We start from the raw sequence: 22,750 nt of genomic DNA, 5'->3' as shown, positions 1-22,750 counted from the left end.
CGATAGGAAAGCTGAACAGGCATCAGGAAAAAATGGCCTACGTGTTTATCGCCCCGACACTGCTCTTGTTCGCTGTATTTACGATCATACCGGTTGTAATGGCTTTGTACTTAAGTTTCACCAACTATGATGTCTTAAGCCGGATGGACTGGGTGGCACTGGATAATTACCAACGGTTATTTAATGACAGTCTGTATTGGACCACATTCAAAAACGTTATTTTTTATTCGGTTATCTTTGTGCCGTTGAATATCCTGTTATCGCTCGGAATGGCGATGCTGATGAATTTCAAGCGCTTCGGTATCCGGATGTTCCGGACACTGAATTACATGCCGACATTAACCTCGGCCGTCGCAGCCGCAACGGTCTGGATTTGGCTGCTTCATCCCGAATTCGGGCTCGTTAATGAGATCCTTGGCTGGTTCGGCATTACGGGGCCAGCTTGGCTGGCCCAGACGGAGACGGCTATGCCCTCCATTATTATGGTGACCCTGTGGCAATCGATCGGCTCTAATATGGTCATTTACATTGCAGGCTTACAGGGCGTACCGGATTATTTATACGAATCGGCAAAGCTTGACGGAGCTTCGGCTTTCGCAAGGTTCCGGTATATTACTTGGCCGCAGCTTCGGCCAACCACATTTCTGATCAGCACAATGGCGATTATCGGTGCGCTTCAGCTGTTTGATCAGGCCTTCGTGCTGACGCAAGGGGGACCGGGAAATGTGACGAAAACGCCGGTGTATCTCATCTATCAACAGGGCTTCAAGCAATTGCAAATGGGTTATGCCTCGGCTCAAGCCTTTATTTTGGCGATTGCGATTCTAATCTTCTCGCTGATCAACATGCGCATCAACAAAGCGGAAGAACCGGTGGTGTAAAGGAGGGAAGGCCATGGATACCCATATTACTCGAACCAGAAATTCGGCAAATCCGCCGAATCCCGCTCTTGGCAAGCTCGCAGCAGGTCTTCTCTTTTATACCGCCGCGGCATTGATCGCCATTGCAATGTTCTTGCCCTTTTTCTGGAGCTTGAGCACTTCGTTCAAGCCGAGCGACGAAATCTTCTCGGTGCCTCTGCGCTGGCTGCCGTCGCAATTCACGCTGGAGCACTATATAGATGCATTCACGACGGTTTCGTTCGGTCTCTATTTTAAAAACTCGCTGTTCCTGGCTGTTGCCGGCGTCTTGGCTAATCTATTCTTCGGCTCCCTTGCCGGGTATGCCTTCGCCAAGCTGACTTTTCGCGGCAATCAACCGATCTTCCGTACGCTGCTTGCTGCTATGATGATCCCGGGGATTGTGACGATGATTCCGAGCTTTTACGTGCTTCGCCACTTCCCGCTGCTCGGCGGCAACGACCTGTTCGGCTCCGGAGGCATGGGCTTGCTGAATTCCTTCTGGGGTATTATTTTACCGGGAGCAGCTGGAACATTCGCCGTATTCTTCATGCGGCAGTTCTTCCTGACGCTGCCTTCCGACATGATGGAAGTGGGCCGGATCGAAGGCTGCGGAGAGTTCCGGATTTTCTGGAACATCTATCTGCCGCTGACGAAGCCTGCACTCGCTACGCTCAGCATCTTTACCTTCCAGGCAGGCTGGAACAGCTTCCTGTGGCCGATGATCGTCCTGAACGATCCGAATAAAGCGACGATTCAGATGGGACTACAGGCATTTACCTATAACAATCAGACGGATTACGGACCGATGATGGCAGGCGCGCTAATTGCGATTTTGCCGATCTTGATCTTGTTCCTGCTGCTGCAGAAATACTTCGTGCAGGGCATCGCATTTAGCGGCATCAAGGGTTAGTCTTGTAACTATTTGAATCTGGACAAAATAAACGGACTGTAAGGCTTGGTCTAGAGAAAGAGGAGGAGTAGAACATGCTGTGGTCTGACCGCGCAGAACTGGCTCAGGAAGCGCTCCGGCAGCATTTTTGGAATCCGGAGATCGCGATGTACAACATTGAGACACCTTGCCCGAACGGCGAGTGCAATACGATTTTTCATTATTGGTGGATGGCTCATGCAGCGGATGCTCTGGTGGACGGATTATTGAGATCCGGCAAGGAGACATATGCAGAGACGCTTGCCGAATTGCACAGGGGCATCTTGCATCGCAATGGCGGCGTGTACCCGAACGAGCTTTATGATGACATGGAATGGATGGCGCTCGCTTGGCTAAGGGCATACCATGCGACCGGAAACACAGTCTATAAAGACACGGCTCTGCTGCTATGGAAGGATATCCAGACGGGATGGAACGATCATATGGGCGGCGGGATCGCTTGGCAGAAGTCGCAATTGGATTATAAAAATACCCCGGCAAACGCGCCAGCTGTCATTCTGGCGGCAAGACTGTATCAGAGCTTTGGAGACCGCGATGATCTTGATTGGGCCCTGCGCATCTATGATTGGCAGAAGCGCAATCTGATCGATCCCGAGACCGGCTTTGTCTGGGACGGCATGAACCGGAACGGGGACGGGCAGATCGATAAGGATTGGAAATTCACCTATTGCCAAGGTGTATTCATCGGTGCGGGCGTGGAGCTGTATCGGACGACTGGCGATGCTGCTTATCTGGACGATGCGCTTCGCACGGCTGGAGCGACGGAAGCCGAGTTAACTGGAGCGGATGGGCTGCTTCCGGATGAGGAGGATGGCGACGGGGGCTTGTTCAAAGGCATCCTGGTACGGTATCTGGCAGAACTGTGTTTCTGTGTCGGCGAACGTGGGCAGACTGCAGCATCGCTATTGGTGCATAACGCGAACCGTTTGTGGGAAGTGGCTCGAAGCGAACGGCCGCTGTTCGGCACCGATTGGAGCCAAGCACCTGCAGGAGTCGTGTCGCTAAGCTCGCAGCTTAGCGGGGTTATGCTTCTTGAACGGTTGGCGGAGCTGGAGAAGCAAGGATTGGCACTACAGCAAGCGTGAACATAATCGAGTAATCATATCATGTTATGGGCGGCGGCCTGCTTCGGTAATCTATCGGAGCAGGCCGCCTTTTTTTCGATAGAATATAGGTAATGATGTTTTCGGCATCAAGATGTATAATTATGGAATGAATCTAGGAACTGAAGAAGGGGAATCCAATGGTATCTATAAGAGAAATAAGGGGAGAAGATGCAGAAAGGCACCTGGCTCTGTGCCATAAGCTGGATCAAGAGACGAAGTTTATGCTGTATGAACCGGGAGAAAGAAACACGTCCCTTGAGCATCACAGAAAATTTATACAGTCGTTCGTTGCTTCCGATAATTCAACAATCCTGATTGCAGAACACGATGATCTGCTTGTCGGATATCTCTTAGTGGATGGGGGGAAGGCGAGGCGAATCAAGCATGTCGGATATATTGTTGCAGGAATCCTGGCCGCTTATCAAGGACAAGGGGTGGGTACCCGTTTATTTCAAGCTCTGGATGAATGGCGGGAAAACACCGAGTTAAAAAGACTTGAACTAACCGTGATGTCTCATAATGAAACGGCCGTTTCTTTATATAAGAAAATGGGATTTGAAATTGAAGGCACCAAGAAAAAATCGTTATATATTGAAGGAAGATATATCGACGAGTTCTATATGGGAAAAACGTTTGAATAAGCTCGGTTAGAAGGAGGGGAATGATGAAGCCGAAGAAGAGATCCAGACTCAGAATCAAGGCGGGTTCCCATTATTTCAAGCTTAAGCGGTATATGAAATGGTATTTCGGAAATGTAACATTCGCAAACTGCATTCTCGACGATCATCTGCCTCATTCGGCTGCAAGTCATGCTACCCCGCTTCTTCGAAAGTTGAAAAATGTGGATATGTGGCTCCAGCACAATAAGATCAAAAATTTGCAAATCGCAATTCCCTGTCTCCATCAGATTATGATTGCTCCGGGGGAAACCTTTTCTTATTGGAAACGGATCGGCAATCCTACCAAGCGAAAAGGCTATGTGGAAGGCATGGTTCTTTACTATGGCACCTTCAAACCCGGAATTGGCGGAGGGCTGTGCCAGCTATCCAATTTGATCTATTGGATCACACTCCATACTCCGTTAATCGTGACCGAGCGGCACCGTCATAGTTACGATGTATTTCCGGATGCGAATCGAACTCAGCCTTTCGGAAGCGGAGCTACCTGTTCTTATAATTATTTGGATCTACAAATCTATAATCCCACGGATCAATCCTACCAATTGCTCGTTTATATGGACGAGGAATCTTTGCATGGAGAATGGCGGACAACGAGTGAGCCAGCCCACTATTTTAAAGTGTATGAACGAGATCATCGAATATCCCAAGAGTATTGGGGCGGATACGTTCGAACCAATTCCATCTACAGGAAAAAATTCAATCCGGATGGCGAACTGCTTGCGGATGAATTCATTACAAGCAATCAGGCCTTGATGATGTACCAGCCTTTGCTGAAGGCGAAGGCCGAATAAGAAGAGGAGGAAACTACTATTATGGTTCCTGAAAGAGTAAGTTTAATTACAATCGGAGCAGTAAACCTGCCAGAGCTAAGACGGTTTTATCAGGGATTGGGCTGGCGGGAGACAGAGATTAGTTCCGATAACTACAGTGTATTCAAGACCGCTGGTGTGCTGCTCTCTCTTTTTCCTATGGAAGAACTGATCAAGGATGCCGGACTGGATGCATCGGTTGTTCCGGTTCAAGGGTTTAAGGGAATTACCTTAGCTATCAATGTAGATACGCCGGATCAGGTGGATCAGGTTGTAGAAGAAGTGCGCTCTGCGGGAGGCAAGATCATCAAGGAAGCCGGAGAAACATTCTGGGGCGGGAGAACAGCCGATTTTCTCGATCCCGAAGGAAATGCCTGGGAGATTGCTTGGAATCCAACCGCTGTATTTGATGACAGAGGGGCTATGGTCCATTTCTAGAGAAAGGAAGACGATATGGAAGATACAAGCTTGAATAAAAAATATGAAATTAAGCTTCCGGTTTCCTCATGGGTTGGGCTTATTGCGACTCTGCCATTTATATCGCTGCTGTTATACTCCGTGTCTTCAGGAAGTGGTCTTTACTCCTCTATGTCACCCATAGTGGGAATTGCATTTTGCTTGCTCTATACAGGCTTGCTCGTAGCATACGTCATTAGAATGATCATTCAGCCGCGTCATGTAGAAATTATTGGGGACAAAATCATTGTAGGACGTAAGGAAATACCTGCAGTCCATATCGATAAGCTGGTTATTCAAGGCTACTTCAGCCAGGTTATCGGAATCAAGCCGCGGGGAAAACGGTTAGTTCCCAGCTTGCTATGCTTTAAAATCAAAGGAAACGAAGAGGAATATACCGAAGAAATAATCGAGTGGGCCAAGCGTAATGAAATCCCGATTAAATACGGGAGGATATTCCGCTGGATTTGAATTCTGCTGATCTATTACTAGCCGTGTCTTGGAGGAGTGCGCTATGAGCGAAAAAAGGGATGGGACTGTGATTGGCGTTGATGGCGGAGGAACGCATACCCGAGTGATGATAGCAGATCTTTCCGGCCGTGTTCTCTCGTATATTCAGAGCGGTTCTTCTTCCATTTACAAAGATTTGCGCGCGAAGGAAAATATGCAGCAGGCCATGGAAGCGGCTTTGGAGCAAGCAAAAGTAAACCCTGCTGAGGTAAAAATGCTGGCGGCGGGTGTTGCCGGCTTGGATAGGGAATCCGATTATGAATGGGTCCAGCCATTGACGTCTTTAAACGGACTGGCTTGTCCAAGAAAGCATGTGAACGATGCGGTTGTAGCTCATTACGGCGCTTTTCTGGCGGAACCGGGAATCGTGTCTATATCGGGAACTGGTTCAATCATTTATGCAAGGACGGAAACGGGAAGAGAGATTAAAAACTATGATCTGCATCATTATGCGGCGAGTGCGGCAAGATCGTTGGCGATGGAGGCTACGTTCGAGCTGCTGGCGGGGAATAGTGATGATAGTGATTTGGACTTGACTCGGGACATCCTTCATTTCTGGAAAGCAAGCAATGTTCTAGAGCTATCCCTGCTAGCCCTCCATGGCTTTATTAAGGAGCCGCTTGAACGGAACCGAAAATTTGCCGAACTGGCCCCGTTTGTTACCAAAGCGGCAATGCAGCATAGCAGGCTGGCTCGGCTGGTATGTGATCGTGCTATCCGGCAAATTGCTGTCGGAACGGAGCTTCTGGCCTCTTATTTTTCAGAACCGGAGGTTAGTGTGACTTTCATGGGGAGCGTAGCGCAAAGCGATTATTTTCAACAGCGGCTCACTGCAGCAATGGCTAGAGGCAATAACAAGCAGTATCGGCTTGTACAGCCGGCATTCACTCCGGTGGCTGGTGCCGTATTACTGGCATACAGAGAGTTGGGTATCGAGATATCTCCTCAAGTTTTGAGAAATCTAAGCGATACCTGCAAGGCATAGTTTGCAAATAAGAACCCCCATCAGAAGCATGTTTCTCCTGATGGGGGTTTCGCATAATCTTTGGCTACTCAACGAATTGACCGGATGTGAACTCAATCGTACGATCGGCCATTTGAAGCTCAACTTTATACGCTCTCTGCTCGAAGCTGCTCATCGTGCCGCCATACATGAAGGTGTCGTTTCCTCTCTCCAAGAGTGGAGAGGGCACGAGCTGATAAGGTTTCAACCGAGTTCCGATTATCCGTCTGATTCCGTTGGCATCGGGAGTTTCATAGATGGGCTCCGTCCTTACAAGCAAGGACTTTCCATTTGTAAGCTGCAAGTGTATTCGCCATTCTCCACCTTCAATAGAGGTGGTGTAAGTGAGATTCTTCTCGTCTACAAGGGATCCGATTGCGAGAAAATAAGTTAATAAGGAAAAAATCAATAAGAGGAAGATGCCTCCACCTATCCATTTTTTCGAGGTCCTTTTTCTAACCTTTTTCAAATAATCCAATTCCGCGGTATCAACTGGAGGAGGATCCGCCAGCGGAGCGGACAGCTTATGATGAAGAGCACGGCAGGACTCGCACACCTGAAGGTGTTGCTCAATATCTTTCATCGTATCCGGGTTCACCAAACCATCGACATAATTTGGCATTAAGTCTTGGACAATATGGCATTTGATCAATTATAGCACCTCCATAATTTTCTGCTTGGCCCGGTAGAAAGTGACACGCGCCCAGTTCTCGCTCTTGCCGAGAATTTCTCCGATCTCAGCGAACGAAAATTCTCCGGATAGTCGCATATGTACAATTTCACGCATGGGTTCTCTCAATTGATGGATAGCTCGATACAGCTCCATCTTATTGTTATGAAAGAGCATGCTTCCTTCCGGTGATAATTCGGTTGAAGGGATAGCCTCATGCAGCTGTTGGCTCTGATGTTTATTTCTTCTCGCCAGTTCCTGATACCAGACATGCTTCGCAATTTGACAGAGCCATACGCTGATTTTGCAGGACCCGTCAAAAGTATGAATAGAATACACTGCCCGATAAAAAGTTTCTTGGGTCATTTCGTTGGCTAAATCACGATCATGCGTAAGGCTAAACAAATATCTATAGACATGGTTGGCGTATTCTCTATAGATTCTATCCAAATCCTCCGCCACTTTCTCACCTCCTAAACTATATATCTGAAATCATCACATTTCGTTACAAGGACATGAAAATAATTATGACATAAGCAGAGAAAAGAGGATTTTTTCCGACAGGTCAGAATAGTATCTTAATCTACTATCGGTACAGGCGTAGCCTAAAGCTATGAGAGAGGAAGGGGCCACACCGAATGAACAATCTAAAGCTTATCAAGCCTGCCTTAAATTTAAAAGACGAATATATTTCTTTTTATCAGGAGTGGAGAGATTCGGGGGAAGAAATGGTTCCTTGGGTGATCACAAAGGATCCGAGCGATTTTCGAGCCATGCTGGCTTTTTTGTCGAATCAGGAAAAAGGGATTGGAATCCCTGAGGGCTGGGTTCCGGATTCCACGTTCTGGTTAGTCAATGAATATAGCCGGGTGATCGGAGCCGTCAATATAAGGCATCAGTTGTCTCCTTTTTTACTTCGTGCCGGCGGGCATATCGGCTATGGAATTCGTCCATCCGAAAGAGGGAAGGGATACGCTGCAAGCATGCTGAAGCTAGCGCTGGTAGAGGCCCGGAAGCTCGGGATTCAAGAGGTTCTGGTCGTCTGCGATGCAGAAAATGTCGGCTCAGAACGAACGATTCTTCGAAATGGCGGTACACGTGATGTAGACTTCGTTGAAGAGGATGGCCAAGTGATCAAGAGGTTTTGGATTAAGGACAATAACCATTAATAGAAGCATGAATAAGGAGTGGGGACGTTGAAAATTCTTATCGGCCTTCCTAAGCTGGAGAACCAAAATCGGCAGCTGGAGGAGGTATTACGCGGAAAACCTGAGGTTGATCTGGTCCTCTTCCCCGAAGGGTATTTGAATGAGGACCTGGAACTGACCTGCAGGTTAATGAGGTCCTATGGAACAATGCTCGTCTCGGGATATAGAAACCCCAAGGATCGGCTGGTGATGATCGGCCGGAATGGTGAGGTCGTCCTGGATCGGGCGAAGTATGAGCAGCACGGTTCAGTTGAACTGGAGGGAGTACGAATGACTTCCCTTTTATGCGATGAGCTGGTGAAGCAAGGATTAATTGGCGAGGGTCATGCTTTGGATCTCATCTTCCATCCGATCGGGGTAGGGATGTTCAGCGAAGAGCAATTCAGCGAATGGATCGGACTCGCGAAAAATACAGCTAAGCAGCATAGAGCGATGATGATTGGTACAAGTCATGCGGACGGAGCTTACCGCGACAGTGAACTATCGATCCCGATAGCCTATTGTATTAATCAGAATGGTGAAGAAATTTTCGTTAAGAAAAATGATGTCCGAACGGTAATTTTGGATACGAACACGGGAAGTCTTCATGAATATGCCCTTGTTGGAGGCGCGTAGACAATGAAGTAATTCAGGGGCCTTCGTAAGGAATAAGAAAAACCAAGACAGCCGACCATCAGCAGTTGTCTTGGCTAATATCAGTTCCATTTCGAAAAAGAAATGGAGAAATTTATGTTGCATTATACAGAGAGCGTCAGTTTCTTTTCTTCACAGGAATGTAAATGTCCATCTCTACCAACTCGTTACGGTCACTCCAGCAGCGCTCATCATAATATTCAAAATCAGGCGCTCCGGAATGCTCATAGCCTGAATGAGGGAACCATTCGCTGAAGATCGTCTGCCAGGTTGATTGAATGGAATTGGTGAACTGATCCAGGGGTACTCTCGGAGTCGTGAAGACAGCATAAGTCTGCTCAGTAAAATGATGTCTTTCCGCACCTTCAGGAACAACCGCATCAGCATGAGCTTCAACGCCAATGATGTATTTGAATTCTCCCGTATTCAAATCGCAAGGGGCACAGATGCCATACTCTGCATTGGAAGCGGCCTGATCATACAAAGTCTGTCCCAGCTTCTCTTCCATATAACGCTTCCAGAAGGCGGGGATTTCCCGGCTATTTTCTCCTTCCTGGGATGTTGTAATGATCGAGTAGCCAATGATGTCAAAAGCAGGTTTCGTCACAATTCCATAATTCATCTGAATTCCTCCTAAATATGAATTGTAGCAAGGCTGCATGACGGATACTTTCGGGTAAGCAGGAGGCTGGATGCCCCGCTTCCGGTATTCTCCAGGTGTCATGCCATATAATCGGCGGAAGGCGCGAGTAAAGGTTTCCGGAGTACTGAAGCCACAGTCCAGGGCAATATCCAGCAGCCTCTCACTGGAATAGGCTACCTTATTGGCGGCGCAAATGAGCCTTCTTTTCCGAAGATAATCCATCACTGTAGCTCCAGTCATGGCCTGGAAGACGCGATGGAAATGGAACTCCGAAAAACCGGCTCGTTTAGCCAGGTCAGAAAGGGACAATTCCATAAAGAGATGTGCTTCGATATAGTCTATGATATCCTGGATTATAGCCTCATAAGTCGAAATCATGCTCGCCTCCTTCTGAAATTAGTCTATCATGGCGGGAACAGATGTTCTTGACGTTTTTTGCTTCTTTTTTGAAGGGCAATTAAGAATATGTAATTAAAGTAATCTTACTATAGCTAACTGGAAGAAATCACTTAAACAAATTTTAACTATTATAAACGGGGGGATTTGCTTGATTGGAGGGATCCTGCTAATTGTTGTAGCCCTAGGGATTTTAAATCAAATCCTGAGGATCTGGCTCGTCTCTGAGAGAGGAGAATTATCTGAGGAAGGAAAAGAGCGGAATATATGGGGGAAGATTATTCTCTCGATCGGTGGGGTAATCGGCTTCTTGCTTGTGAATTTCCTGGCTGGGGCAGAAAGCGAGATCATGAAATGGTATTGGCTTCTACTCTTGATCATTTCCGGCGGCTTCCAGGCTTGGTTGGATTGGACATATCGAAGACAGACCCGAGAATATCTCGTATCCACGATCATGCTGATCTTGGGGCTTGCATGTTTAGCCGCTTGGATGTGGCTTGTGTATTAGAGCATGATATCCATCATATTCCAATTGGCTTCTATATTATATAGTTCCTTCAAAGTACTAGCTCATTGATGAAAAGCAAGAGTTGAATGAGGAGGCGGCCTATGAGTCGGATTGTCCAAGCATATTACGATAACAATGCGGACCGGGAATGGAGCAGATTGGAGAACCCCTATAGCAAGGTAGAATGGGTATCGACCTTAAGGCTAATGGATCGTTATTTTCCTGATACAGGTCATATTTGCGATATCGGATCCGGACCGGGAAGATATGCGATTGAATTGCTGCAGCAAGGCTACCAGGTAACGCTTATGGACCTGTCCTCCAACGAGCTTGCTCTGGCTCAGAAGCGCATTGAGGGTCTGGGGCTTCAGGCAGAAGCTTATTTGTGCGAAAGTGCGGTTAATATGGATGTTTTGAACGATCAATGCTGTGACGGTGTCCTGGCATTGGGCCCATTATATCATCTGCTCAAGGAAGAAGAACGTTCGCAGGCGATACGTCATGTATACCGGATCTTGAAGCCCGGGGGAGTAGCGTTGCTTGCGTACATCAATTCATGGGGAGTACTCAAATCCGGGGTTTCCGAGTTTAGTGAATCCTACAGAGATTCTGAAGAGATATATAAGTATTTGCAGGAGCATCAGCTCCACGAGAATGAAGGCTTCACCCAATGCTATTTCACCACTCCTGTTAAAGCTATTGAAGAGGTCAAGGCCGGAGGATTCGAGATCATTACGTATGCAGGTACGGAAAGCTTTTTGGCTGGAATGCGGGAGGAAGTGAGCCGCTTGTACATAGAAGATCCAGTGGTCTATGAAAATCTGCTGCAGGCTGCCAGTGAGACGAGCGAAGCACCGCAATATCGCGATGCTACAGAACATATGGTGATTGTGGTCAAAAGGCCGGAAAATTCAGAATTTGGGGGTTAATCCATGTGTGATGAACAACGGAAGTCCGGGCTTGAAGCCTATGTCAAAGATTTGGTGCTAACCGGGAGTTTGCTCCAGGATGTGGGGGGGTTCTTTAAATTGCACGGTGATTTAGCGACCTGGGATCATACCCTTAAGGTAACCAGCCATGCAGTTAGAATCGCCCGGCTATATGATGTGGATCCGATGAAGGCAGAGCAGGCGGCTCTCCTTCATGACATCAGTAATGTCATTCCCGTGTCTCTTTATCTGGAGACTGCACGTGAAGCGGGTATAGAGGTATTGGATGAGGAGCTGGCCTATCCGCGGATTATCCACCAGAAGTTGTCCCGTGCCACGGCGGAGCAGCTGTTTGGGGTGAACGATCTTCAAGTGCTGGATGCGATAGCTTGCCATACAACACTCCGAGCAGAAGCTACCCGTCTTGATAAAGTAGTATTTATCGCAGATAAAGTGGCTTGGGATCAGGCAGAGGACCATGCTTATCTGAATGAAATTCGACAGCTTGTAGACGATGGACACTTAGACGAAGCTGTACTGGTCTATTTGAATCATGTATGGAATCAGCGCGACAAGTTGAAATTGGTTCATTCCAGCTTGATTCAAGCAAGAACTTATATGCTGGAGCAAAAAGAGGAGGCAGACGATCCTGCCAAGCGCAATATGAGGCGGATGTTTCAGCATATGGACTGGTCCAATCATCAGATTCTGGAGATTCTGGATCGGGAACAGCCTGATAGTGATCGTGTTATCAAGTTGTTCGCCCATATTCTTTCAGCGGAAGCCATATGGATATCCCGAATTGAAGGAAAGAGAATTCAGGCGGCGGTCTGGCCGGATCATATGCAGTTAGAAGATTTACGGATTTTGGCCGCGGAAAATAAAGTCCGGTTCTCGCATTACCTGGATGCGGTTACCCCGGAACAGCTGCGGCAGCCTGTCACTTATGTTACTGGCGCAGGAGCAGATTATACTACTGAAACTGTAGATATATTGATGCATGTGGCACTGCATGGCAGCTACCATCGGGGGCAGATTGCTTCATGGCTGCGAATGGAGGAGATCTCGCCGCCGGCTACGGATTATATACAATATGTGCGGCAATTGGAACGCAAGGAATGAAGGGCTTGATGACCGAGATTTATGATCTTAAGTCAGGAACAGCGCTACAGCATGAAGTTTATGAATTGCTTTGCCGACATCGATTCATGGATATTCTGCATGCTTATCATCCGATTCTTGCGGGGACGGTGCCTTTGGACATTCAGGTTCCTGGCAGCGATCTGGATCTGATCTGTGAAGTGCATGATTTTGAGACGTTTCGCATGGAGGCGGACACTCATTTTGGACATTATCCCGGGTATGCGGTTTACGAGCGGGAAGTGGACGGTGTACCTCGCATCAAGGTTAACTTTCACTGTGAGAATTGGCCGATAGAGCTGTTCGGTCAATCTGTTCCAACGACACAACAGAACGGTTATCGACATATGATGATAGAAGCGAGATTATTGTCGCTTTATGGAGAATCCTTTAAGCAAGCTATCATTCAGCTGAAGCAGAACGGATTGAAGACCGAGCCTGCCTTTGCCAGGTTGTTGCACTTGGAGGGGGATCCCTATGATGAGCTATTGAGGCTTGAGGGCAAAACAGATGTGGAACTGCTGGAGCTATTATTTTAATGCGAATTGAAATGCTATTCTATTGAGAGGTGAAGAAGATGCCGCATTTAATTGGAGAGCGGATTATACTGCGCGAGTACCGCATGGAGGATGTTCCAGCGATCCGCAAATGGGTTAATGATGAGGAGATCACGGATACGTTAAGCGATGTTTTTTCTTTTCCGCAGAGCTATGAAAATACAGAGTCTTTCGTTCGCTCCATGGTGGAAGGGAAGACCGATACGAAGGGCTTTATCATTTCGGAAAAAGAAACGCTGGATTACATTGGACAAATCGATTTGTTTAAATTGGATTGGCGTAATCGCTCTGCAACCATCGGTATTGTGATTGGACGAAAAGAGTTGCTGGGAAAAGGCTATGGGCGCGAAGCGTTACGGTTGATTCAACAATTTGCGTTCAAGACACTGAATCTGCACCGATTGGAGCTTCAAGTGATAGATTATAATGAGCGCGGTTATCGGTGTTATACCAGCTGCGGCTTTAAGGAAGAGGGGCGGCAACGGCAGCGGATATTCTATAAAGGCCAGTATCGGGACATGATTATGATGAGTATTCTCTCCCATGAGTTCAATTAAATAGGATGTTCATCAAGCTGATCCTGCATCGTAATCAATTCTGCGATGGAGGCTCTTTTTTTTGAGCAACCTTCCAAACCCTTCCAACGTCAATAAAATAAAAAGCAATAGGGGGAGTCAATATGAAACAGAAAATATGGGTAAAAGGGTTGTTACTGCTGCTTGGCCTGCTCCTGATCCTTAGCGGATGCGGGAGCTCCAATAATGCAGATCACGCTTCCAGTGCATATGAGAGCTCTGCAGACTCAGGCGGATTTAAGACAGAAAGCTCATCCATGAATAGGGCCACTTCCTCTTCAGCCGAGGAGCCTTCCTCCCCGGCGACGGATATGGCCGTTACGGCAGCGCAAGAGCCTCAGTCTCTTCCGTCCGCTTCAGGCATTCAGGCGGGGAACGCCGCTGATCAATTGAACAAGAAGCTTATTTACCGGGCAAATGTTGTTATGAAGGTTGAGGAATTTTCAAAGGCACAGGCACAGATCAAGGATTTGGTTAGCTTATCCGGCGGTTATATTGTTGAGTTCTCGGAAAGTCAGTCCACGTATGAGCAGGGCGGGAATTTTGTGCTTAAGGTTCCGGCGGCCGGATTCTCCTCTTTTCTGGAGCAATTAGAGCAGCTTAAGCCTGAGTCCTTTCAGCAAAGCATTCAAGGACAAGATGTATCTGAGGAATACGTGGACCTGGAATCCCGCTTGAAGGTCAAGGAGGCCGTAGAAGCAAGATATCTGAAATTTGTTGGGGAGTCAAAGAATACAAGCGATCTGGTTCAATTTACAAATGAGCTGGAACGGATTCAGACAGAGATTGAACAGATAAAGGGGAGAATGAGGTACATCGACAATAATGTTTCCTTCTCTACCATTGAGATTCGTGTATACCAAACAGATGACAGCTCGTTGAGCAAGCTGAGTCAGGATCAAAAACCACTTTTGAAGCGTGCTGGTAATGCGTTGCAGGGCAGTCTTGAGGCAATATCGGTCATCCTTCAGTGGCTGTTCATTTTTATTTCCGGAGCACTTCCATTAATTGTTATAGGCGCGGTGATTCTTACAATTATTTGGCCGCTAAAACGGCGGAGAGCCCGGTTGCGAAATGAGAAAATTGACAGTGCTGTAATTGAAGCAGAACCTACAGATAGGCTGAAAGAGTAGAACGATGCAGAGTCGAATGGGCAAGTTGATGTACACGCTATGATAAATTTAACAACCGAGCTCGTTGACAAGTCGATTTTTTTGAAATATATTGAAATTAAGACAGGTGAATGTGAGCGGCAGAAATAATAAACGGGACTTTTTGACTAGATAATTAAATAATTTGGCACACCAAATCGAAAGATTGGGTCGCAAAGCCTTGGAGTCTAATAATCCAGTGATTAATGACCGTCCGGCTGCATAACAATAATTATTGTTTATGCAGCCGGTTTTTGTTTTTCTCACGTTCTCTGCGGCTTTATGTCGTGAGATATAAATACCCAACAGTAAGGAGGGTAGAAAATAACGTGCCTGAAAGGGAGGAAATCTATGAAAAAATGAGGAGGAACTTATGAAACGCGGGTTGAAGATTGTAGTATCTTGGCTATGCCTATTTTCACTTTTTGTTGGACCGTTGTCTGTATTTGGAGCAGGAACAGGAGAGATCTCCTGGCCTAATCCGGGAGCAACACAGCTGACGAAGACGGCTGAACCTACCGGTAATTCAGGGGAGTGGAAAGTAACCCTGAAGGTGGAAGGGAAGAACATTAAGTCGAGCTCGGATGTTGTGCTTGTTATTGACAAGTCTGGAAGCATGGATAATGGCACTTGGTGGACGGACGGGAAGATAGAGAAGGCAAAGGAAGCAGCGAAGAAATTTGTGGACAATTTGCTTCTTTCCGGTTCAGATAACCAGGTCGCAGTTGTTGCCTTCAACAACCAGGCTTCTCTAGTCTCCGGATTTAAAGGACCTGCCCAGAAAACTGCCCTGAAGAATGCAATTGATGGTATAAGTGCAACCAGCGGAACCAATATTCAAGCAGGGATTAAAAATGCCCGTGATCTACTGGGAAGCAGTTCGGCACAGAATAAAATTATTGTTGTGCTGAGTGATGGTGAGCCAACATACAGCTTCAAGGGAACACAGGCAACAAGCTACAGCTGGTCGAACAACAGTTATGGCTATGCCTTAACAGCTTTTAATTATAATCAGACCCTTGGCAATGGCTCGAACTTCAGTATTTCCAATTATAACGTCAATGGATATAGTGTAAAAGACAATGGAATTGGAACGATTTCGGAGGCCAAACTCGCCAAGGACGCAGGCTATAAAATTTACTCTGTCGGACTGGATGTCTCCAGCAACAGCAATGCTATTAAAGTGCTGAAGGACGTTCAGAGCGAGGGTTACTATCCGGCGAACAGTCAAGAATTGAACACGATCTTCCAGCAAATGGCGAGTCAAATCACTTATGCAGCTCAGAACGCCAAAGTGATCGATCCAATGGGAGATATGTTTAATCTTAAGAAGCAAGGAGCCGTAGTTAGTCCAACGGATTATACGGCCTCGCAAGGAACGGTGACCTGGAACGCTGCGACAGAGACATTCACCTGGGATATCGGCAACATTGCAGAGGGGACTCCTGCGACCCTTACCTATACAGTGGTCATGGACCAATCCAAAAACCCCGTTTCAAACGAACTCTATCCTACGAACGGAACAACAACCTTGACTTATACAGATGTAAATAATAAGAACGTTTCGAAGGATTTTGAGGTACCGAAGGTAAGTGTCGGTAATGGTTCTATCCTCATTAAAGGTTATCTTGTAAATGAGGCTGGAAATCCAATCAATGCAGAAGGCGTTGAGGTGGAGGGGCCAGCATTTGCAGAGCCTTTGTACAGTGAGTATTACAAGGATCAAAGCGGTAAGGAAGCATTCCCTGTAGGCACCACGCATTCTATAGCGGCAAAGACAGTGGAAGGATATCTATATCAAGTCGGGGGAAGCCCTAAGTCGGTTACTCTTACTGTAACGAATCCTACCCCAACCGTGTGGTTCGGTTATACGGTTGCAACTGAAACCTCGGTACAAGTGAAATACCTGGAGCAGGGAACGGAGAAAGAACTGCGGGCTGCAACAACAGTACCAGGTGTAGTCGGCCAAACGTTGAAGCTGACAGCGGAAGTCATTGACGGCTATACGGTAGCAGGAACTGGTGAAGAGAATTACACCTTTACTGGATCAGCGAACCAAGAGTTCGTGTTCTACTACACAGCGAATGAGCAAAGCGTGACTGTGAAGTACGTAGATCGTGCAAGCGGCAATGAAATTGCTGCTGCAACCAGCGAGTCTGGCGTTACTGGCGGTAAGGTAACGCTGGAAGCAAAGGTCGTTGAGGGTTACACGGCAGAGGTAGCGAGTTACGAGTACACGTTCTTGCCAGAGGGCAATACGTACACCTTCTACTACAATGCTGGCGAGCAGAGTGTGGAAGTACAGTATCTGGAGCAGGGAACGGAGAAAGAACTGCATCCGGCAACAACCGTGGCAGGTACAACCGGCCAGACATTGGAGCTGACAGCGAAGATTATCCCGGGCTACACCCCGGTGGAACCAAGCTACAGCTACAAGCTGGGAACGACGAATGCGCCGCATGTGTTCTACTACACAGCGAATGAGCAAAGCGTGACTGTGAAGTACGTAGATCGCGCAAGCGGTAATGAAATTGCTGCTGCAACCAGCGAGTCTGGCGTTACTGGCGGTAAGGTAACGCTGGAAGCAAAGTTCGTTGAGGGTTACACGGCAGAGGTAGCGAGTTACGAGTACACGTTCTTGCCAGAGGGCAATACGTACACCTTCTACTACAATGCTGGCGAGCAGAGTGTGGAAGTACAGTATCTGGAGCAGGGAACGGAGAAAGAACTGCATCCGGCAACAACCGTGGCAGGTACAACCGGCCAGACATTGGAGCTGACAGCGAAGATTATCCCGGGCTACACCCCGGTGGAACCAAGCTACAGCTACAAGCTGGGAACGACGAATGCGCCGCATGTGTTCTACTACACGGCGAATCCAATTGTGACAGTTACCGTAGCTGTCTACCACTTGGATCTCGAGACAGGGGAAGAAATTGCTGCTCCAAGTGTCTTAGAGGGGATTGGCGGCGGAACTTTGGAATTTACTCCTCAGCCGATTTCAGCAACAGATGGAACCTATACGTATTATCCTCAGGAGCCTATTTACAACTTCGAACTGACTTTTGAACCGGATCAAAGATTCGATGTCTACTATGTAAAAGGAGACCCGGTTAGTGCTGTTACACTTACAGTCATTTATCTGGACGAAACAACCGGAGTTGAGTTAGGAAGAACTGAGCTTATCAGAAGCGCCGGAACATCGGTGGCTTTAACAGCGAAGGAATTTGAGGGCTACACCCCTAAAATTGAAAATGCTGTGATTACCCTTACCGATGAACCATCACAGACCTACACCTTCTACTACACGAAAAAGGATGTAGTACCTGTTGAGAAGCCGGTAACCATCAAGTACTTGCTGAACGGTACGAACCAGCAACTGGCTAATGCTAAGACGGAGTACGGTACTCCTGGAGAGACGAAGACCTATTCGGCGATTGGAATTTCGGGCTACACCCCGGTTCAATCGACGAAGAACTATACGTTCAGTGACGAAGACGGTCAGGAATTGATTTTCTACTACACTAGAAATTCAAGCTCTGGACCATCCAATCCATCACCATCACCATCGTCTAGTGTAACACCGCTTCCGGCCTTGCCTCCGTTGCCAGCTGTACCGCCAGTACTTGATAGAGAGAACCACTACGACTACATCAACGGGTATCCTGACGGCTCCGTCAAGCCGCTCAATAATATTACCCGTGAAGAAGTTGCAGCGATCTTCTATCGCTTGATGAATGATGAGAGCAGATCCGCATACCTGAAGACAACCAATTCTTTCTCCGATGTGGGAGCAACCCGATGGTCCAACAAGCATATCTCCACCATGGAAAATGCAGGCATCATCACAGGATATCTTGATGGAACCTTCAAGCCGGGACAATACATCACCAGATCCGAGTTCGCGGCAATCGCTTCCCGATTCGACCAACTCGATGAGCGTGTGAACGATATGTTCAGCGACATTACCGGACACTGGGCAGAAAAATACATTGTCTCAGCTGCTAATAAGGGCTGGATTAAAGGATATGTGGATGGCACCTTTAAGCCGGATCAATATATCACCCGTGCTGAAGCTGCTTCATTCATCAACAGTGTATTGAACAGAAAAGTGAATCATGAAGGTATTCATGAGGATGCAAAAGAATGGCCGGATAATATCGTAGGCAAGTGGTACTATTACGACATTCTGGAAGCTACTAACCATCATGAATACATCAGAGAAGAGGATTCAGACGCTGAAGTTTGGGAAGAAGTGCTTCCAAATCGGGTCTATCCTTAAACTCAGTAAGAAATAAAATTCAGGCTCTCTTCCCACAGAAGAGAGCCTGAATCTTTTTTATAGGTTAGAGAACAGCTTGTCCAGAAAGTCGAAGGTTAAAGGCATATCCTCTTTCAGTTCTTTGCGTGTCTCTTCACTGTAAAAATAGAGAGTAGCCGTCTCTGCGAAATATTCAGTCGAGTATACTGATACATAGCCATCGTTTTTGTAGTTCACATCAGCTTCCTTCTTCCAGACGTTCACAAAAGCAGTGGAAGAACTGACGTTGTTCAGAACCAGCCGGTCGATCGCGTGGAAGGTCTCATGAAGCTCAAGGTTTTGACCATTATGTCCTTTGCCTTTATTGCTGTATCCAATTCTGGCGATTACAACGTTTGAGCTTACACCAGGAACATCGTCCCAGGTTAGGCCCGTATTTTCCCAGCCTCGTGGAATTACACCTTTGTATTGAGCGAACTCAGGTTCATCGGTAATTTTACCGTTAACAAGTTTGATCTTAACGCTGTTATCCTTCAAACCCTGCAATAAGGAGACCGGAATAGCTGACAATCTGCTGACCATTTTATCTGCAGTAGCCTTATTGTAATCAGACTTGGGAAGTACGACGATTTGGCTGAGGAGCTCATCGGAGGAGAGCTGGGCCGCAGTTTCGGCAGATACCGGAATTACTGCTAGATTTATAGATAAGATCAGGGCAATAGCCATAGTTAATATTCGCTTCATGTTTCTTCCTCCCAAGGGATCTCTCATCCGAGCTAGGAAGAAACGAAATAACAGTATTTACGCTGCTTCCATATCGGTAACTGGCTGGCATTGCGGATGAACCGCTGTAGCCCCTATAGCTTTGCGTCGCCATCTTTCGATGGATTTGCCTTTATCAATATGAAAATATGAAGTTGTTCTATGAAAATAAAAAACCTTCTTACCGAGTAAGAAGGTTAGCAAGCATAGTCACATGCTCCATTCTTCATCGGTAGCTGGCTGGTTTAGCGATGAATCGCCTTAACCCCTGTAGCTTTGCGTCCCTAGCTTTCGATAGGTTTGCCTTTGTCAATCAAGAACTATGAAGTTAATTGTTGAAATCTACCAAACTATCTATCCATAGAATAAGTCTAATAGACTATATAGTCAAGACTTCTTTCAAATAATTACAAGGAGAATTAGAGGTTTTGTCGAACTGTGTCGATAGAACTAATTAACAAGGTGAAACGGGGATATTCTTCTATCATTTATTTGAGATTTATAGGAAAAATATCATAGTTTTGCTAAGGAGAAGATATCACATTTGTCCATCTAAGAGTTTACATTATTAACGTTACTCTTTTGGGGCAGCATAGTAGAATGAGATTGAAAAGTGAAGTTCTAAAACTGTCCAGGAGGGTACAAAGAATGCCTATTTTTTATAATGAAGAACAGGGGATCTTTCATCTGCAATCCCAAAACTCCAGCTATATCATTCAACTCATTCACGGATATGCTGCGCAAGTCTATTATGGGCCGAAGCTGAGGGAGGATGCCAATCTAGCAGGAATGCTCATACGGGTTGAACGCAGCTCGTTCTGCCCGAATCCGGTGAGAGAAGATAAGACCTTGTCGCTGGATACATTGCCTCAGGAATATCCCCAATATGGAACCAGCGATTTCAGAAGTCCTGCCTATCAGGTGAAATTAAGTGATGGCAGCAGAATTACTGAGTTGAAATATCATTCCCACTTCATCGTACCGGGTAAGCCAAGGCTGGAGGGGCTCCCATCAGTTTATACGGAGCAGAATGATGAAGCAGATACATTGCTGTTGGTGCTTGCAGATCCCGTTACGGGGCTTACGGTCGAATTGAGCTATACCGTATTCAATGGCTTTAATGCGATAACCAGATCCGTCAAGCTTCGCAATGATGGGCAGGAGACACTGGAACTCGAACGAGTGCTGAGCGCGTCTGTAGACTTTCCTGATGCTGACTTTGATGCCTTGTACTTGTCAGGGGCATGGGCTCGTGAGCGTCATATCCAGCGGCGGAGACTGGCACCGGGCATGACCGGAATTGGCAGCCGCAGAGGCTCCAGCTCGCATCAGCATAGTCCGTTCATGGCCTTACTGCGTCCCGAGGCAGATGAGCGTCAAGGAGAAGTATACGGGTTCAGTCTAGTGTACAGCGGCAACTTTATCGCCGAGGCAGAGGTGGATCAGTTCGGAACAGCCCGAATGCAGATCGGCCTGCAGCCCTTTGATTTTGCCTGGAATCTTGCGCCGAGCGAGGTCTTTCAAGCTCCGGAGGTTGTGATGGTCTATTCAAGCGAGGGGCTGGGCGGAATGTCCAGAACCTATCACCGGCTATATCGTACCCGTTTGTGCCGCGGCACACATCGGGACCGCGAGCGTCCGATTCTTGTGAACAACTGGGAAGCCACTTATTTTAACTTCAATGCAGACAAAATAGAATCCATAGCGCTGGCGGGCCGTGAATTGGGCATAGAACTCTTCGTTCTGGATGACGGCTGGTTTGGTCACAGAGACAGTGACAATTCATCGCTGGGTGATTGGGTCGAGGATCGGAGAAAGCTCCCACGCGGATTGAAGGACCTGGCTGAGCGCGTGGAGAAGGCTGGCCTGCAATTCGGATTGTGGTTCGAGCCCGAAATGGTATCGCCAGACAGCGATTTGTACCGCAGTCATCCTGACTGGTGTCTCCATGTTCCCGGGCGGCGCCGTACGGAGGGGAGAGAACAGCTTGTTCTGGACCTGTCCAGAGAAGATGTCCGAAATTATCTGTATGACCAGTTAAGCGATATTTACGCTTCCGTGCCTGTGTCTTATGTGAAATGGGATATGAACCGGAACATGACGGAAATTGGTTCAGCGCTTGCGCCTGGCGATAGACAGAAGGAGGTTGCTCACCGGTATATTCTCGGTCTGTATGAGCTGCTGGAGCGTTTGACGGCAAGCTTTCCGCATATCCTGTTTGAGAGCTGCTCTGGTGGCGGGGGCCGCTTCGACCCTGGCATGCTTTATTACATGCCTCAGACCTGGACAAGTGATGATACAGATGGGGCGGAACGCTTGAAAATCCAGTACGGTACAAGTCTGGTGTACCCGGTATCTACCATGGGAGCTCACGTATCTGCGGTACCTAATCATCAGGTGGGCCGAACAACCCCGCTATCTTTCCGGGGAGATGTGGCCATGTCGGGTAACTTTGGTTATGAGCTGGACTTGACCAAGTTTACCGAGGAGGAGCGCGAGATAGTTAAATCCCAGGTAGAGGCCTATAAGAAATTACGGGGGTTGGTGCAGCAAGGAGAAATGTACCGCCTGCTAAGCCCGTTCGAGGGGAATGTAACTGCCTGGATGTTTGTCAGCCCCGACCGTAGTGAAGCGCTGCTGTTGTATTTCCGTGTGCTGGCCGAGCCGAATGCCCCGCTCTCCCGGGTTAAGCTGGAAGGACTAGATCCTCACCGTAACTATCAACGGGTTCAAGGGGGAGAAGTATATGGGGGTGACCGGTTAATGTATGCCGGCTTACCGATGCATGAGGTTCGTGGTGATTTTTCCAGCACCTGGATTCATCTTAAAGCTACCGACAAGAGCTAACAAAAAAAGCAGATGCTTCCGGTTCGGCCGAAGGCATCTGCTTTTTAGTTCTTCA

At 47.4% G+C, this 22,750-nt stretch carries 22 protein-coding genes and 3 riboswitches; of the genes, 18 read left to right on the top strand and 4 right to left on the bottom strand.

Annotated features, from left to right (window positions below; translation table 11 throughout):
- Positions 1-32 precede the first annotated feature (32 nt).
- The 8 genes from KQJ23_RS09555 to KQJ23_RS09520 all read left to right on the top strand — a co-directional run bounded on the left by KQJ23_RS09555 (position 33) and on the right by KQJ23_RS09520 (position 6,397).
- Positions 33-881, top strand: a complete 849-nt coding sequence (locus tag KQJ23_RS09555; protein WP_216478801.1) for a carbohydrate ABC transporter permease — start codon at positions 33-35, stop codon at positions 879-881.
- 13 nt (positions 882-894) lie between these two features.
- The gene (locus tag KQJ23_RS09550; protein WP_216478607.1) at positions 895-1,812 is read left to right on the top strand and encodes a carbohydrate ABC transporter permease; all 918 of its coding nucleotides are present in this window, start codon (positions 895-897) and stop codon (positions 1,810-1,812) included.
- A gap of 74 nt (positions 1,813-1,886) precedes the next feature.
- Complete coding sequence (locus KQJ23_RS09545; protein ID WP_216478606.1) at positions 1,887-2,936, top strand: glycoside hydrolase family 76 protein; 1,050 nt, start codon at positions 1,887-1,889, stop codon at positions 2,934-2,936.
- A gap of 158 nt (positions 2,937-3,094) precedes the next feature.
- Positions 3,095-3,598, top strand: coding sequence for a GNAT family N-acetyltransferase (locus KQJ23_RS09540; RefSeq protein ID WP_216478605.1), 504 nt, complete (start codon positions 3,095-3,097; stop codon positions 3,596-3,598).
- 23 nt (positions 3,599-3,621) lie between these two features.
- Complete coding sequence (locus KQJ23_RS09535; RefSeq protein WP_216478604.1) at positions 3,622-4,428, top strand: VanW family protein; 807 nt, start codon at positions 3,622-3,624, stop codon at positions 4,426-4,428.
- Between the two features lie 21 nt (positions 4,429-4,449).
- A complete protein-coding gene (locus tag KQJ23_RS09530) occupies positions 4,450-4,884 on the top strand; it encodes a VOC family protein (RefSeq protein ID WP_216478603.1) in 435 nt (144 codons plus the stop codon).
- A gap of 150 nt (positions 4,885-5,034) precedes the next feature.
- Entirely contained in the window at positions 5,035-5,373 is a 339-nt protein-coding gene (locus KQJ23_RS09525) for a hypothetical protein (RefSeq protein WP_216478602.1), read from the top strand.
- 43 nt (positions 5,374-5,416) lie between these two features.
- The gene (locus KQJ23_RS09520; RefSeq protein ID WP_216478601.1) at positions 5,417-6,397 is read left to right on the top strand and encodes a BadF/BadG/BcrA/BcrD ATPase family protein; all 981 of its coding nucleotides are present in this window, start codon (positions 5,417-5,419) and stop codon (positions 6,395-6,397) included.
- A gap of 64 nt (positions 6,398-6,461) precedes the next feature.
- On the opposite strand, the gene KQJ23_RS09515 is transcribed toward KQJ23_RS09520, so the two are convergent.
- Both KQJ23_RS09515 and KQJ23_RS09510 read right to left on the bottom strand, forming a co-directional pair.
- Positions 6,462-7,067 carry a zf-HC2 domain-containing protein gene (locus KQJ23_RS09515; protein WP_216478600.1) on the bottom strand — a complete coding sequence of 202 codons (606 nt, stop codon included), beginning with the start codon at positions 7,065-7,067 and terminating at the stop codon, positions 6,462-6,464.
- Positions 7,068-7,547 carry an RNA polymerase sigma factor gene (locus KQJ23_RS09510; RefSeq protein WP_216478599.1) on the bottom strand — a complete coding sequence of 160 codons (480 nt, stop codon included), beginning with the start codon at positions 7,545-7,547 and terminating at the stop codon, positions 7,068-7,070.
- Positions 7,548-7,723: 176 nt separating this feature from the next.
- Between KQJ23_RS09510 and KQJ23_RS09505 the strand changes: the two genes are divergently transcribed.
- Positions 7,724-8,254: a GNAT family N-acetyltransferase gene (locus KQJ23_RS09505; RefSeq protein ID WP_216478598.1), complete on the top strand. Its 531-nt coding sequence runs from the start codon at positions 7,724-7,726 to the stop codon at positions 8,252-8,254.
- Positions 8,255-8,281: 27 nt separating this feature from the next.
- Positions 8,282-8,908: a hypothetical protein gene (locus KQJ23_RS09500; RefSeq protein WP_216478597.1), complete on the top strand. Its 627-nt coding sequence runs from the start codon at positions 8,282-8,284 to the stop codon at positions 8,906-8,908.
- Positions 8,909-9,044: 136 nt separating this feature from the next.
- Here KQJ23_RS09500 and KQJ23_RS09495 read toward each other — a convergent pair whose 3' ends face one another.
- A complete protein-coding gene (locus KQJ23_RS09495) occupies positions 9,045-9,944 on the bottom strand; it encodes an AraC family transcriptional regulator (protein WP_216478800.1) in 900 nt (299 codons plus the stop codon).
- Positions 9,945-10,116: 172 nt separating this feature from the next.
- Between KQJ23_RS09495 and KQJ23_RS09490 the strand changes: the two genes are divergently transcribed.
- The 7 genes from KQJ23_RS09490 (at position 10,117) to KQJ23_RS09460 (ending at position 19,107) form a co-directional block, all read left to right on the top strand.
- Complete coding sequence (locus KQJ23_RS09490) at positions 10,117-10,473, top strand: DUF4181 domain-containing protein (RefSeq protein WP_216478596.1); 357 nt, start codon at positions 10,117-10,119, stop codon at positions 10,471-10,473.
- A 101-nt stretch (positions 10,474-10,574) separates the two neighbouring features.
- Positions 10,575-11,402 (top strand): class I SAM-dependent methyltransferase, encoded by an 828-nt coding sequence (locus tag KQJ23_RS09485; protein WP_216478595.1) that lies wholly within the window; start codon positions 10,575-10,577, stop codon positions 11,400-11,402.
- 3 nt (positions 11,403-11,405) lie between these two features.
- Positions 11,406-12,524 (top strand): bis(5'-nucleosyl)-tetraphosphatase (symmetrical) YqeK, encoded by a 1,119-nt coding sequence (yqeK, locus tag KQJ23_RS09480; RefSeq protein ID WP_216478594.1) that lies wholly within the window; start codon positions 11,406-11,408, stop codon positions 12,522-12,524.
- On the top strand, positions 12,446-13,081 hold the full coding sequence (locus KQJ23_RS09475; protein WP_249529636.1) for a DUF4269 domain-containing protein: 636 nt from the start codon (positions 12,446-12,448) through the stop codon (positions 13,079-13,081). The genes yqeK and KQJ23_RS09475 overlap by 79 nt, the downstream gene beginning before the upstream one ends.
- 38 nt (positions 13,082-13,119) lie before the next feature.
- Complete coding sequence (locus KQJ23_RS09470; RefSeq protein WP_216478593.1) at positions 13,120-13,656, top strand: GNAT family N-acetyltransferase; 537 nt, start codon at positions 13,120-13,122, stop codon at positions 13,654-13,656.
- A gap of 122 nt (positions 13,657-13,778) precedes the next feature.
- A complete protein-coding gene (locus KQJ23_RS09465) occupies positions 13,779-14,807 on the top strand; it encodes a DUF4349 domain-containing protein (protein WP_216478592.1) in 1,029 nt (342 codons plus the stop codon).
- A gap of 155 nt (positions 14,808-14,962) precedes the next feature.
- Positions 14,963-15,051, top strand: a riboswitch (cyclic di-GMP riboswitch).
- Between the two features lie 147 nt (positions 15,052-15,198).
- Positions 15,199-19,107, top strand: a complete 3,909-nt coding sequence (locus tag KQJ23_RS09460; protein WP_216478591.1) for an S-layer homology domain-containing protein — start codon at positions 15,199-15,201, stop codon at positions 19,105-19,107.
- A gap of 57 nt (positions 19,108-19,164) precedes the next feature.
- On the opposite strand, the gene KQJ23_RS09455 is transcribed toward KQJ23_RS09460, so the two are convergent.
- The gene (locus tag KQJ23_RS09455; protein ID WP_216478590.1) at positions 19,165-19,830 is read right to left on the bottom strand and encodes an anthrax toxin lethal factor-related metalloendopeptidase; all 666 of its coding nucleotides are present in this window, start codon (positions 19,828-19,830) and stop codon (positions 19,165-19,167) included.
- Between the two features lie 72 nt (positions 19,831-19,902).
- A riboswitch (cyclic di-GMP riboswitch) is annotated at positions 19,903-19,990 on the bottom strand.
- A gap of 86 nt (positions 19,991-20,076) precedes the next feature.
- Positions 20,077-20,163: riboswitch (cyclic di-GMP riboswitch) on the bottom strand.
- A 333-nt stretch (positions 20,164-20,496) separates the two neighbouring features.
- Between KQJ23_RS09455 and KQJ23_RS09450 the strand changes: the two genes are divergently transcribed.
- Positions 20,497-22,695, top strand: coding sequence for an alpha-galactosidase (locus KQJ23_RS09450; RefSeq protein WP_216478589.1), 2,199 nt, complete (start codon positions 20,497-20,499; stop codon positions 22,693-22,695).
- Positions 22,696-22,750 lie beyond the last annotated feature (55 nt).

Source organism: Paenibacillus brevis (assembly GCF_018919145.1).
GTDB classification, from domain to species: domain Bacteria; phylum Bacillota; class Bacilli; order Paenibacillales; family Paenibacillaceae; genus Fontibacillus; species Fontibacillus brevis.
This window is presented reverse-complemented; position numbering and strand designations above follow the sequence as displayed.